The sequence below is a fragment of the bacterium genome, from assembly GCA_028820935.1.
In the GTDB taxonomy this organism is placed as follows: Bacteria; Actinomycetota; Acidimicrobiia; order Spongiisociales; family Spongiisociaceae; genus Spongiisocius.
In genome coordinates, this window is the sequence record JAPPHZ010000030.1 from 146,428 (window position 1) to 159,898 (window position 13,471).

General features: G+C 64.4%; 11 protein-coding genes. 6 read left to right on the forward strand and 5 right to left on the reverse strand.

The features are described 5' to 3' along the window. Positions 1–18: 18 nt before the first annotated feature. On the forward strand, positions 19–1,641 hold the full coding sequence (locus OXM57_08410; protein MDE0352700.1) for a gamma-glutamyltransferase family protein: 1,623 nt from the start codon (positions 19–21) through the stop codon (positions 1,639–1,641). A 16-nt stretch (positions 1,642–1,657) separates the two neighbouring features. Here OXM57_08410 and OXM57_08415 read toward each other — a convergent pair whose 3' ends face one another. Both OXM57_08415 and OXM57_08420 read right to left on the reverse strand, forming a co-directional pair. Continuing rightward, the gene (locus OXM57_08415; protein ID MDE0352701.1) at positions 1,658–2,305 is read right to left on the reverse strand and encodes a pyridoxamine 5'-phosphate oxidase family protein; all 648 of its coding nucleotides are present in this window, start codon (positions 2,303–2,305) and stop codon (positions 1,658–1,660) included. Between the two features lie 432 nt (positions 2,306–2,737). Then, complete coding sequence (locus tag OXM57_08420) at positions 2,738–2,920, reverse strand: hypothetical protein (GenBank protein ID MDE0352702.1); 183 nt, start codon at positions 2,918–2,920, stop codon at positions 2,738–2,740. 141 nt (positions 2,921–3,061) lie between these two features. Between OXM57_08420 and OXM57_08425 the strand changes: the two genes are divergently transcribed. After that, entirely contained in the window at positions 3,062–3,307 is a 246-nt protein-coding gene (locus tag OXM57_08425) for a type II toxin-antitoxin system prevent-host-death family antitoxin (GenBank protein ID MDE0352703.1), read from the forward strand. An 83-nt stretch (positions 3,308–3,390) separates the two neighbouring features. On the opposite strand, the gene OXM57_08430 is transcribed toward OXM57_08425, so the two are convergent. Then, on the reverse strand, positions 3,391–4,227 hold the full coding sequence (locus tag OXM57_08430; protein ID MDE0352704.1) for a phytanoyl-CoA dioxygenase family protein: 837 nt from the start codon (positions 4,225–4,227) through the stop codon (positions 3,391–3,393). Positions 4,228–4,386: 159 nt separating this feature from the next. On the opposite strand from OXM57_08430, the gene OXM57_08435 reads away from it, so the two are divergent. The 4 genes from OXM57_08435 to OXM57_08450 all read left to right on the forward strand — a co-directional run bounded on the left by OXM57_08435 (position 4,387) and on the right by OXM57_08450 (position 9,219). After that, positions 4,387–5,700 (forward strand): amidase, encoded by a 1,314-nt coding sequence (locus tag OXM57_08435; GenBank protein ID MDE0352705.1) that lies wholly within the window; start codon positions 4,387–4,389, stop codon positions 5,698–5,700. 428 nt (positions 5,701–6,128) lie between these two features. After that, a complete protein-coding gene (locus OXM57_08440) occupies positions 6,129–6,854 on the forward strand; it encodes an ABC transporter ATP-binding protein (protein MDE0352706.1) in 726 nt (241 codons plus the stop codon). After that, on the forward strand, positions 6,855–8,021 hold the full coding sequence (locus OXM57_08445; GenBank protein MDE0352707.1) for an ABC transporter permease: 1,167 nt from the start codon (positions 6,855–6,857) through the stop codon (positions 8,019–8,021). Positions 8,022–8,046: 25 nt separating this feature from the next. Next, positions 8,047–9,219, forward strand: coding sequence for an ABC transporter permease (locus OXM57_08450; protein ID MDE0352708.1), 1,173 nt, complete (start codon positions 8,047–8,049; stop codon positions 9,217–9,219). A 135-nt stretch (positions 9,220–9,354) separates the two neighbouring features. On the opposite strand, the gene OXM57_08455 is transcribed toward OXM57_08450, so the two are convergent. Beyond that, entirely contained in the window at positions 9,355–11,253 is a 1,899-nt protein-coding gene (locus OXM57_08455; GenBank protein ID MDE0352709.1) for an ABC transporter substrate-binding protein, read from the reverse strand. Between the two features lie 298 nt (positions 11,254–11,551). Beyond that, a partial coding sequence (locus OXM57_08460; GenBank protein ID MDE0352710.1) for a sulfatase-like hydrolase/transferase occupies positions 11,552–13,471 on the reverse strand: 1,920 nt, incomplete at its 5' end.

The following is a 13,471-nucleotide window of genomic DNA, read 5'->3' on the forward strand; positions in this document are numbered from 1 at the left end:
ACTGTGTAGCCTGGGAGCGTGTTCGAGCACCCGATCCGATGGGAGTCCCGACGCTCGCCGATCCTGTCGACGAGGGGTGTGGTGGCCTCGAGTCAGCCGCTGGCTACCCTGGCCGGAATCTCGGTTCTGCAGTCGGGCGGCAATGCAGCCGACGCCGCCGTTGCGACCGCCGCGGCGCTGGCGGTAGTCGAACCGGGCTCCACGGGCATCGGCGGTGACTGCTTCTCCCTCTTCTATGACGCCGGCCGAGGCGTGGTCGATGCTGTCAACGGCAGCGGACGGAGCCCCAAGGCTCTGACACCGGAAATTGCCGGGGGACCGGCCGGTTTCGATCCCCAGGGACCCCACGCGGTAACTGTGCCCGGCACGGTCGCAGGCTGGGTGGACACCGTGGAGCGCTTCGGGCGTATGTCGGTGGCTGAGGTGCTGGCGCCGGCCATCGCGCTGGCCGAGGACGGGTTTCCGGTGACGCCCATCATCAGCGGCGGCTGGAAGGGGCAAGAAGATCTTTTGAGGGCCAAGGGACCTGCCGGCCACGATCTGCTGGTGGACGGCCGTGCTCCGAGGCCAGGGGAGGTGTGGACAAACGCGTCGATCGCCCGGGTGATGCGCGCCGTGGCGGAGGGCGGCGCCGATGCCTTCTATAGCGGGTGGCCGGCGCGGGCCATCGTAGAGGCTGTGCAGCTGAACGGCGGCTGCATGACGGCCGACGATCTCCGAGATCACCGCTCATCCTTCGACAACCCGATCTCAACCACCTACCGTGGCTACACCATCTACGAGTGTCCTCCCAACGGCCAGGGCATCACCGCGCTAATGGCTCTGAACATCCTGGAGGGATTCGACATCCCTTCGACCCGACCGAGGTCGCCGGAAGCGTTGCACACAACCATCGAGGCGATCCGCCTGGCCTTCGCCGACGCCCGGGCCTACGTCGCGGATCCCACCCGCTCCCGCGTCCCCGTCACTGCCATGCTCAGCAAACGGTACGCGGCGAAGCGTCGCCGGCTCATCTCCTCCGATGGCGCGATCGAGTTCGCAACCGCCGGACACCTGCCGGGCGGCTCCGACACCGTCTACCTATGCACGGTCGACGGAGAGGGGAACGCATGCTCCTTCATCAACAGCAACTATCACGGCTTCGGAAGCGGCATCGTGCCCCGTAGCTGCGGATTCAGCCTGCAGAACCGCGGTGCCGGGTTCGTCCTAGAACCGGACCACCCCAATGCCCTGGAGGGCGGGAAGCGCCCCTACCACACCATCATTCCTGCCATGCTCACCCGGCCCGATGGGTCGCTCGTGGGGCCCTTCGGGGTGATGGGCGGGTGGAATCAGCCCCAGGGACATGTCCAGGCGGTGATCAATCTGGTGGACCGCGGCATGGATCCCCAGAGTGCCATAGAAGAGCCTCGCTTCTCGATCTACGACGACCCGCCCAATGGCAATATCTGGGTCGAGGACACCATACCGGAGGGCACGATCAGCGCCTTGGCCCGACTCGGGCACCCCGTCCGTCCCGCTTCGGGCGGCCTGCGAACAAGAGTGGTAGGCCAAGGGCAGATCATCGTGCGCGACCCGGAGACCGGCGTCCTCTGGGGCGGCTCCGATCCCAGAGGCGACGGCTGCGCCATCGGTCTCTGATCTCTCTTTTCCTAAATCACCTGCGATGAGGCTGCGGGCGTTCGTCTAGCGTCAGATCGGTCAACGCAGTCAGGCGTGCCGGGATGCCCGAGCCGGACTCCAGGTCTGCCGACGGTGTCGCCCGGCCAAAGCGGGTCGTGATCGGTACCGTCCCCGCCCACGAAGGCCCTTCGATGTCCTCGGGATCGTCGATCGGATCCCCGGTTCTCACTTTCGCGGATGCTTCTACCAGGGAGAGCTCCAGGACCAGGGTCTTGCGCAGCTCGGACAGCGACGGCGGGCGGACATCGTCCCAGTGGGGTACTACGTGGTCGGTGATGAGCCTGAGGGCTTCGAGCTTCCGCCTCTCGTCGCGGATCCGTAGGCCGCGGCCCCGCACCACCACCGAGCGGTAGTTCATCGAGTTGTGGAAGGGGGAGCGGGCCATCACCAGCCCGTCGAGGTGCGTTACGGTGGCACAGATCTCCTGCTCATCACCCGAGCCGAGGAGGTGATTGGCGATAGCCCCGTGCAGATAGAGCATCTCTTCGTCGCGACCGTAAGCCATCGGGAGAACGAGGGGCCCGTCGGGTGTGGCCACACCGACATGGGCTATGACGCCGGCGTCCAGGATCTCCAACACGTCTGCCCGGTCGTAGCGGGCCCGTTCCCGGCCGCGGCGCACCCTCGTGCGGGCAGACGGCGGTGCATGGCTGTTCTGAGGTTGAATGTCGTCCATGGCCGGGGGAGGGTAGCGCCAGCGCCCGCGTAGTGGCAGCGGGGCCGGCGTCAGGAGTGGTCCAGGAGCGTTCGGATAATCCTTCTGACCTGATGACTGGTGTCGGGGGCTACCGAGCCGAGGCGGCGTACGAGTCTGTTGCGGTTGATCGAGCGAATGAGCTCGCACTGGATGAAGCTCGTGCGGTCGAGACCCGTCTGAGGTGTCGGCTCGACCTCGATATGGAGGGAAAGGCGTCGATACGTGGTCGTCAGCGGAACAACGATGACGAACGGGAACCCGGTCCCGAACGTCGGCGGCGGACCGATGACCAGGGCGGGCCTGTGCGATGCCGGCTCTCCTGGATACGGGTTGCCGAAACTGACGAGCCAGAGTTCGTCAATCGAGGCCATCGGCAACGGAAGTCGACTCCGCCTGCGCCAGGTACGAGGACCATGCTGCCCGGTCCCTCCGGAGTTCCTCGACTTCGGCCGCCACGCGATGGGCGAACCGTTGGCGACTAAGCGCCTCGGCGGCCTCCCGGATGGTCGCTCCGAGAGACACCCCAGCCCGTTCACTCATCCGCACGAGGCGCGCGTGAGTCTCCCTGTCTATCCGGACTGTTGTAGTACTCATGGTCTAAGTATACATTATGTATACAGCATCGTACATGCCGGTGCTCGAACTAAGTCTTGTGGACTAAGTTGGCTGAGGAGACACCGTATGCGAATCGTCAACATGCATGAAGCCAAGACACACTTGTCGCGGCTCGTTGCGGCCGCGGCGAATGGCGAGCCGTTCGTCATCGCACGCGCAGGGACCCCGCTGGTCAAGGTGATAGCGGTCGACGCTCCGGCGCCTGGACCGAAGCGGCGTGTGGGGTTCCTGGAGGGCCGTTTCACAGTTCCCGACGACTTCGATCGCATGGGAGCCGGAGACATAGCCGCCATGTTCGAGTCTGACACATAAGCCTGTTACTCGACACCCACGTCCTGCTAAGGCTCCATCGAGGTCGTCTGGAGGGGCCGAGGCCCCACTGTCGGAGCGGAGGCTCAGAGGGTCTGCCGTACCTTGTCGGCACCATGGAACAGGATGTCGCGCACCGCGTCGGAGGCCTTGCTGTGGAACTTCACCGTTTCCGGGTCGAAGTCCCTGGTGGGCCGAGGGGTGTGGGTGAAGTGCCGGTGGGTGTCCTCGCCGCGGACCAGCGCAGCGCTGTCCCAGTCGCCGATGATCTGGCGGGTCCTGGTCGGCATGTAGTGGAACGAGACCCCGATCCGGCGGTCGCCGGACGTGTTGGGGGAGGAGGCGTGAGCCAGCCGGCCGTTGTGCATCGAGATCTCACCGGGCCGTAACGGCATCGAGACGGTGTCGGCCTCGTCGACCTCCACCGTTATCTCCTGGCCACGGGTCAGCATGTTGTCCTCTTGGAACGTGTCGCTATGGGGCATGAACTCGCCCCGGTGGCTACCCGGCAGGACGCTCATGCAGCCGCTCTCGGGCGTGGCGGGTGACAACGCCAGCCAGACCGTTATCAGGTCGTCCGTGTCCAGCCCCCAGTAGTTGAGGTCCTGGTGCCACGACACGTAGGACTTGGTCTCGGGCTCCTTGATCCAGAACAGAGTGTTCCAGCACAGGATGTTCTCGCCGATCAGGTCCTCGACCGTATCGAGCACCGTCGCGTCACGCATCAACTCGTCGACCCATAGGAACAGCAGGTGGCACTTGTTGCGAAGGGCCCCTGACACCGGCCCACCCTGCTCGGATTCGAAATCCTCGAGCAGCCGCCGGTAGCCGGCCGCACGGGCCCCATCCATCACCCGAACCGGGCATATGTACCCGTCTCGCCGGTACTGAGCCACCTGGTCGGCGGTAAGGCGCTTGGACATCACGTTTTCCTCTCGGCAACCGCGCCTGATCCTAGCGATGGGGTCTCCCACGATGTCCGGTCCGGTTGTACCGGGCGGGATAGACTTGAGGAGAATGGGGTAGGCCCCGCCGAGTCCATAGTCCGGTCTGTCCGCGACGGCAGGAGGACCGCCCGCGAGGTGGTCGAGAATTACCTCGAGATCGCCGAGGCGAAGAACCCGGACCTCAATGCCTTCACCGAACTCGACCCCGTCGGCGCGCTGCGACAGGCCGACCTGGTCGACGCCGGGTCCCGCGCCGGCTCGCTGGCGGGCGTCCCGATTGCCCTGAAGGACCTGATCGATCATGCCGGGCATGTGACGACCGCCGGGTCGGGCTTCTACCGCCACCAGGCTGAGGTGTCGGCCCCGGTTGTCGAACGCTTGGAGGCCGCGGGGGCGATCATCATGGGCCGTACCGGGCTGGACGAGTTCGCGTACGGAGGCACCTCCGAGAATCCCTGGTTCGGGGTGGTTCGCAACCCTTGGGACCGCACGCTGTCGCCGGGCGGGTCGTCCGGGGGATCGGCCGTAGCCGTCGCGGCGGGGATGGCCCCGGCCGCCATCGGCACGGACACCGGAGGTTCGGTACGGGTGCCGGCCGCCATGTGCGGCGTAGTCGGCCTCAAGGTGACCCACGGCCGCGTCCCGCTCACCGGGGTGTTCCCGTACGCCGGATCGATGGACACCGTGGGACCGCTGGCCACCACCTGCGGCGACGCGCGCCTCCTGTACAGGGCAATGAAGGGGTTCGACCGGAGCGACCCCTGGTCCGACCCCAGGGATCTGCCCGGCCGCAGGCTCCGCTCGCTCGACCGGGTCCGGGTCGCCTTGCCCGTAGGCTGGCTCGAGTGGGTGCCGACATCGGATGAGATCAGGACCGCGTTCGAAACGTTCTGCGACCGGCTCAGGGAGGCCGGCCCGAGGGTCGAGTCGCGGCGCCACGAGGCCTTGGTCCCGGACCCGGTCCGCATGGCGCTGTCCTCGGCCGAGGCAGCCGCCGTCCATCGGCAGTGGATCGACGACCCCGACAAGCCATACGGACCTGAAGTCCGGGGGCGCGTCGAGACGGCGATACAGACCACGACCGACGAGTACACGCGGGCGTTGCGATGGAAGGCCGGATTAGTCCAGGCGGTCCGGAGGATCTTCTCAGAATACGACCTGATCCTGACGCCGACGGTAGGCCACAACCGCAAGACGATCGGGGTCGACGGGATAGTGGTCGGGGGCAAGCGCCACTGGACCGGCGACGTGATGGGCGGCTTCACGTCCCCGGTCAACGTGCTGGGCTGCCCGGCGATCTCGCTGCCCCTCGCCGACGACTGGACGCCACCTCCTGCGGTGCACCTGATCGCTCCCTGGTGGGAGGAGGAGCTCCTGCTCGACGTCGGAGAGTTCTTGGAACGGACCGGGCTCGTGGCATGGAGACCTCCTCCTGACCCCAGCCCATAGGCCAGCTTTACATAACGTGCATTATGGGACATCCGACACCAGGGTCGCTTGGCTGCGCTCTCCTATTGGTTTGTATTGCTGCCCCCATGCTCCGACTCAACGTTTCGATGCCGCATGACCCGTCTCACGCGGATTAATGGTCGCGGATCTCTCCCCCGGCTACACGCCTGACGCCGATCATTCAATCAAACTAGTTTGCGAAGCAAACTCAGGTGGTCTAGGATGGTTTTGCACCACGAACTACGGGCAGTGTCCAGGCCCCTGACGACTACGGAGGCACGCTATGGGGAGCACTGATCGCATCCCCTTTTCTCGCCACCTCTTCGCCGATGAATAGCCGTAGGCCGGACGGTCACACCTCGCAGCGGATGGTCGCCGGGAAGCTTACGACGGATCGGACTCACGAGGACGCCGCTTTTCTCACCGCTATGGGGCTTAGCAAGAGCTTCGACGGCGCACCGGTAGTCGACGACGTCTCCTTCTCCATCGGACGGCAGGAGGTGTTCGGGCTGCTCGGCCCCAACGGCGCCGGCAAGACGACCACGATCAGGATGCTCTCGACCGTGCTGGCGCCCGACACGGGCGACGTGACGATCGGTGGACACTCGGTGCTGCGGGAGGCGGACGAGGTGCGGAGGATCATCGGCGTCTGCCCCCAGGAGCTTGCCCTCTATGAGGAGTTGTCGGCCAGGGACAATCTGGTCTTTTTCGGGCGGATGGCGGGACTCGGTCGCAGGCAGGCAAAGGAGGCCGCCGCCGAGAACCTGGAGTTGGTCGGATTGGCTGACCGCGCGTCGGACGCCGTGCGGAAGTTCTCCGGGGGCATGAAGAGGCGGGTCAACATCGCGGTGGCCCTGATGAGCAGGCCCCAGCTCCTCTTCCTGGACGAGCCCACCGTGGGTGTCGACCCGCAGTCGCGCAACCACATCTTCGAGACGATCCTCCGGCTCCGGGACGAGGGCATGACCGTGCTCTACACCACGCACTACATGGAGGAGGCCGACCGGCTGTGCGACAACATCGGCGTGATGGACCGCGGCCGGCTCATCGCGCTGGACACACCCGTAGGGCTTAGGTCCACAATCGGCGATCCCGAAGAGGTCACGTTGGAGCAGGTCTTCCTCAACCTCACGGGCCGCAGTCTCCGCGACTGAATGCTTCGCCCACTAGTTCTTGCCTGGATCGAGCTGAAGAGGTTCGGCGCCGACCGTGGCGCCCTCGCCTTCGGCATAGCGCTCCCCATAGCCCTCTTCGCACTGATGTACGGCGTCTTCGGCCAGGGCGCGTCCTTCAGCGCTACGGCGAGCATTGTGGACCTGGACGGCGGCCCAGTTGCCGCCCAGTTGATCGACCGCGTCTCCGCCTTCGACGGGCTGGAGGTGGAGATGCTCACCGAAGCGGACGCCGACGAAGCCCTGGACCGCTCCCGCATCCTGACGGCGGTGTTCATCCCCGCCGGATTCTCGGAGCGACTGGAGGCGGGCGAGCCGGCGTCCGTACTCTTCAAAAGACGTGGCTCCGGGGGAGATACGGGCCAGATCGTCTCGCAGATCGTGCAGGGCGTCGCGCAGGACGTCGCTGCCGAGTTCGAGATACGCGAGTTCGTGCGCAGCCGGCTCGATGGCAGCGGCGTCCCGGAGGCCCAGATCGTGGCAACGGTCGGGACCCTGATCGAACGGGCCGCCGTTGTTTCCCCCATCGGGGTCGAGATCCGGGCCGTGGGCGAGGAAGAGAACGCGCTGGACAGGCTCATCCCGGGCGTGCTGACGATGTTCCTGATGTTCGCCGCCACCATCTCGGCCGCATCGATTGTTGTGGAGCGCGATACGGGGACGCTGGAACGTCTCCTCACAACCCGGCTCTCGGTGAACCAGCTCTACGCGGGCAAGTTCCTCGCGAGCGTCGGAAGGGCGATGGTGCAGGCCCTGATACTCCTCTCCCTGGCCTTTGCCGTCCTCAGGGTGGGCGGCGCCGTCGCGTTCGCGCAGGTGGTGGTGTTCAGCCTGCTGATCGCCGCGGCGGTCAGCGCGCTAGGCCTGGTGGTCGCGGGCCTTGCACGGACCCAGGAACAGGCGTCGTGGGGGTCGGTCTTCCTCACCATGATCCTCACCGTCTTTGGCGGAACCTTCATCAGCGTGGGAGAGACAGGGGTGCTGGGGTTCCTGAGCAGGCTCACGCCGAACAAGTACGCCATCGACGCCATGGGCGACATCCTCGCGGGCAGCGGCGGGCTGGCCGAGCAGGGACCGGAAGCCGCCATCCTGGGAGGCATCGCAGTGATCGGCTTCGTCGTAGCCCGCGTCGCCTTCCGCACGGCGTAGAAGGGAGGACGGGCACTTGAGAATCGTGCTGAGGCAGTCGCTCATCATCGCCGCGAAGGACACGCGGGTGTTCCTGAAGGACCGGTTAGGACTCGCGTTCGCACTGCTCTTCCCGCTCATCTTCGTCCTCGCCTTCTCCCTTGCGCTGCGCAACGTCGGCCCCGGAGACGAGCGGCTCTCGATCACTGTCGCCACCCAGGAGGAGGAAGGGATCAGCCACCAGATCATCGAGGGGCTCGCGGAGGAGAACACCGTCGACCTCATCGTCATGGAGTACGGCAAGGCGGTACAGGCCACCGAGGATGGGGACATCGGAGGATTCGTCGCGTTTCCCCCCGACTTCACTTCCAGTCTGGTAGGAGGCCGTCCCACGAAGCTGGAGGTCGTTGCACAGATCGGCGACCCGGAAACGGAAGCTGCGCTCGTCGGGTTCGCCAACGCTGTAACCGCGGCCTCCTCCAACACGAGGACGGCCGTCCAGGCCATCGTGCAGATTGCTGGGGTGGAAGCGTTGCCGCAGGACATGGTGGCTTTCGGGCAGGACCGCACCCTGCTCCGCTTCGAGACCGAGCAGATCGGCCCCGTGGAGTCGTTCAGCGCCGGCAACTTCACCGTGCCCGGCTACCTCACGATGTTCGTGTTCTTCGCCGCGGCCTTGGCCGCCGAGGCGATCACGAGGGAGCGGGAGAACCACACGATGGAGCGGCTCATGGCCAACGGTACGCGGCGAGAGTCGGTGGTGGCCGGAAAGTACCTGGGCTCCGTCTACCGGGGCGCGATGCAGCTCGCCGTGCTCTGGGGAGTCGGCCTCGTCGCCTTCCGCATAGACCTCGGTTTCTCCCCTGCCGCCGTCATCCTGATCTCCGTGCTGATGGTGCTCACCTCGGCCGCGTTCGGCGTGATGCTGGCAGCCCTGGTGCGCACACAGACCAGCGCCAACTCGGCGGCTGTGCTGGCGTCGCTGGTGCTCGCCCCCATCGGCGGCTGCTGGTGGCCCCTGTTCATCACGCCCGAGTGGATGCAGAGTCTCGCGAAAGTCACGCCGCACGGCTGGGCGAACTCGGCGTTCAACAAGCTGATGCTCTTCGGCGCCGAAGGAGGCGACGTGGTCCTGGAGATGGCGGCCTTGGCCACCTTCGGCGTGTGTTTCCTGGCCATCGCCTTCGTGCGCTTCCGCCTGTCACCCAGGGTGTCCTGACCACCGAATCCTCGACCACAAGCGGATTGCCATCTCAGCAGCACCCGTTTGCGGTTAGACGAGGGAGTGTCGTCAACGACCACTACGAGCCGGAACCTGCCCTTTCGTAGCCAACGGTTGTCTCGGTCGGCCTTGCTAGTCGGTTCGGTAGAGGTAGCGAATGTCCCAGAGACCGTAGAGGGTTGGTGTTGTGTTACCGAAGACGTTTCGCGTCGCTGTCAGACGCTCGGCCAGTGTCGTGTAGATGAGTGGCACGTTCTCGGCGATGATTTCCTGGGCTCGATGGTAGAGGTCCACACGCTTTTCACGATCCAGCTCCCGGCTGCCCTCGATGTAGAGGTCATCGATTGTCGCCTCCCATGCCGTCTCCGGTTGCGGTTGGTTGGGGTGCCACATGTGAAGCCCACCGCTGCTATGCCAGGTGTCGATCCCGCTGTAGGGGTCTGAACCACCGCTGAGGCCAATCACGACGGCCTCCCAGTCATAGGAATCGGTCAGCTGCTTGACGAGGTCACCGAAGGCGACCGGCCGGTAGTTCACCCTGAGACCTATCGCCTCCATGCCCTGTTGGATCAGTGTTGTGACCCTTTCGCGGACGCTGTTACCGGCGTTGGTCACCAGACTGAACTCGATGTCGTTGCCGTCGGTGTCCTCCCGTATGCCGTCGCCATTGGTATCGGTCCAACCGATGCTGTCGAGGATCTGGTTGGCCTTTGCGATGTCGTGCTCGTACCTGCGGACGTCCGGGTTGTGGAAGTCCCCGGCGGCGGGGCTTATCGGGGACCATTGCTCATAGGCGAGGCCATGCTGGATCCCGTCGATGATCGTGCGCTTATCGATGCTGTGGGCGACAGCTTGGCGGAACTGCTTGTTTCTGAACCATTCCAGCATTCTGGGCGCAACGTAAGGACCGCCGGTGTCCGGATCCGTGCCGGGGTTCATATTGAATACCAGGAACGTGGTGCCGAACCCGGGTCCTCGCCGGTGAATGGTGAAGTTCTGGCTCTCCTGGAGCGGCTCGAGTCGGGCAAACTCGTCACCGGATACACCGTGTACATCGGACTCGGCGGACAGGAAGCTAGCTAGCTCGCCCTCAAGGTCTGGAACTATGAGACGCACGACTTGATCGAGATAGGGAAGATTGTTCCCTGCTTCGTCTTTCATCCAGTAGTGCGGGTTGCGTTTGAGCACGACCCGGTCGCCGGGGCGGTATTCCTCGATGAGGAAGGGACCGGTCCCTATGACCTCTGCAGGGTGGGTGTCGATGTCCCAGGCTGAGGAGAAGGTGCCGTCGTCCACGTGTTTCTCAAGTATGTGCCGCGGGTAGATGGGTGTTCCCAGGGACCGGAGGAAGGGCGCGAACGGTCTGGGAAGAACGAACTCGACAGTGTGTGTGTCCAGTGCTTTGACAATCATCCTCGACTCCTCCCACGCGCCGCTCGCGGCGTCGAAGTGTCTGAATGTGAACACGGACCTCGCGCCAACAGGGATATCGTCGTTGTAAATGATGCGGTTGAACGTGAAGTCAACGTCTTGAGCGGTGAAGGGCTCTCCGTCATGCCAGGCCACGTCTGTACGGAGGTTGAAGGTCCACTTCAGACCGTCGTCCGACACCTCCCAAGCCTCAGTCAACCCCGGTTCCACCTGGTTGGTCAACCAAGACGTATCGGTCAGGCCCTCGAAAAGGTACCCGAGTATTCCTGTCGAGCCTGTGTCATTGGCGAGGGCCAGATTGAACGTGAGCGGCTCGGAAATGGTCGCTATCGTCAGCGTGCCACCAGGTACCCCTATGGAATACTCAAAATGCTCGGCGTTCTCGTGTAACCGGGCTATAAGTTCGGATCGACTATCTGATCCCACAGCTTGATTGATCCGCAGTACCCAACCGATATGTATGAGATCGGGATCAGTCAGTGCTCTACCGTCGGCTTGGACGACGCCCTCATTGATCGCGTAGATCTCCGGCCAGCGGTTCTCGTCACCGAGGTGTTCCATAGCGATCTTCCGCAGCGTGTCACCGGGCTTTACCACCACCGTCCCATCCATAGACGAGCTGCCGTTTTCACCGGACTCTTCACCTGTCGCCTGCGCACTCGAAGCAACAGAGACCACGACCAGCAGCCCAACAAGAACGCTACATAACCCTAACCGAGCCCGATAAGTCGCCACTCCACTCAACTTGCCAACATTGTGTTCTGACACCTCAGAATCCTCCAGACTGCCAATGACGTCCCACTTTCAGCCCTGCGCATGCAAAATCGATCAATCGCACGAGGATACACCGGAGCGAATGGCAGAGGCAGCGCAGAAGGTGACCACGGGTTGTAGCAAATCAGTCATTCTCTACGGCGCTGATAATTCGTCCACGTAGGTCTTCGGGCTCCGGTTGGCTGAGGTCGTCGCAGACGACGCGTTGAATGTGTCCCGTGAAGGGAAAGGGTGGCTGGTAGTCGTCGCTCACTGGTGTCCCGTAGTCCCGACCGATTAGCAGCCGCCCTAGTCGGAACTGGGTGGCTAGAGGGCTGTCCGACAGGTCCAGGGCGCCCACCTCTCGACCATTCAATGCCAAAGTGATGGTGTGGTCGTTCACAGCCGAGCCCTCGGTGTGGAGGAGCTCGAGCTTGTGCGTGCCTGCTGGGATCGGTTCGCTGACCGTGAGCCGTTCTGGCGTGCCTTGTAGGTTGAAGGTCACGACAAGGTGGCCGTCCAGGAAGTAGAGAGCCCACCCTTGGTCGGTGAAGTGGTCCATCATGCCGAGTCGTTGAGAGCAAATGATTCCGGCGGCATTCCGATCTCCGCCTATTTCGATGTCGGCGACGAGGCGGAAGCTGGACACGAGAGCGGAGGTGAGGATGGGCCCTCCCCCGGGCAGGTAGACGTATCGACGCCGGCCGACATGCGGGGGTGGCTCGATGGCCGCGGCCTGGTTCGCGTCCCAGAAACCATCCATGAGCGGCAAGACTTGATTCCGGTCGGCTTCGCGCCACCAGAGATCAACGAGGTCACTCAACCGTTCTGGGTAATCCCCCGCGACGTCGTTCGCCTCCGAGAAGTCCTCCTCCAGGTTGTATAGCGACCACCGGTCCGACTCGAAGTCATCGCTGCCCTCGATGAGTTCGCGCTCGGCCTGAAGCATGCTGCCGACATGGTCGGTGGTTGCCTTCCAGCCCTCGTGGTAGATGGCGCGGGACCCCAACATCTCGAAATACTGGGGAGTCCGCTCTATCCGGGCGTCCATGTCACGGAACGTGGGCAGGAGGCTCTCTCCGTGGAGGGGCTGCTGACCGACGCCGTCGAGCACGGCGGGACGGTCGGCTCCGGCCGCCTCGAGAGCCGTCGGCATCAGGTCGATGGCGTGACAGAACTGTTGGCGCACGTCGCCGTTGTGCTCGGCCGGGATGCCCGCCGGCCACCTCACGACCAAGGGAGTCCGGACCCCGCCGAGCCAGGTGTATCGCTTCCAGAGCCGGAACGGGGTGTTGCCGGCCCAGGCCCACCCCCAGGCGTAGTCACTCGCTACCCCTATCCCCCCGAGGTCGTCGAGATGGCCCACCATGGAGTCGATGTCGGCGTTGCGTGGTCCTTGCCCGTAGCGGCGAACCATGCCGTGGGGCCCTGCGTCGGCGCTGGCGCCGTTGTCGGACAGAAACATCACCAGGGTGTTGTCCGCTATGCCCATTGCATCGAGAAACCCCATGAGGCGCCCTATCTGGGCGTCGGTATGGGTGACGAACCCGGCGTACACCTCCATCATGCGTGCATAGAGTTGACGTTCCTCAAGCGGAAGATCCTCCCATGGGGCCACCCAGGAGGGGCGCTCGGTGTTGGTGGTGTCCGGCGGTACAACGCCCAGTTCCTTCTGCCTCAGGAAGGTGCGAGAACGCGCCGCCTCCCACCCGTCGTCGAACCGTCCCCGGTAGGGCTCGATCCAGATGTCCGGGACCTGATGAGGTGAGTGAGGAGCCGCGGTGGCGAAGTACAGGAAGAACGGCTTGTCAGGTGCTGCTTGTTGCTGATCCTGCATGAGCCGGATCGCCTGTGACGCCAGGTCCTCGGTCAGGTGGTAGCCCTCCTCCGGGGTGAGCGGCGGTTCGACGAAGCGGTTGTCGCAGACGAGATGTGGATTCCACTGATCGGTCAGCGCGCCGAGAAAGCCGTAGTAACGCTCGAAGCCGAGACCGAGGGGCCAATGCTCGAACGGGCCTGCCTGATTGCGCTCGAAGCGGGGTGTCAGGTGCCACTTCCCCACCGC

Coding starts and splice junctions, on each gene's coding strand:
- OXM57_08445 (MDE0352707.1), top strand. CDS start 6,855: ATGCTTCGCCCACTAGTTCTTGCCTGGATCGAGCTGAAGAGGTTCGGC.
- OXM57_08440 (MDE0352706.1), top strand. CDS start 6,129: ATGGGGCTTAGCAAGAGCTTCGACGGCGCACCGGTAGTCGACGACGTC.
- OXM57_08430 (MDE0352704.1), bottom strand. CDS start 4,227: ATGTCCAAGCGCCTTACCGCCGACCAGGTGGCTCAGTACCGGCGAGAC.
- OXM57_08425 (MDE0352703.1), top strand. CDS start 3,062: ATGCGAATCGTCAACATGCATGAAGCCAAGACACACTTGTCGCGGCTC.
- OXM57_08420 (MDE0352702.1), bottom strand. CDS start 2,920: ATGAGTGAACGGGCTGGGGTGTCTCTCGGAGCGACCATCCGGGAGGCC.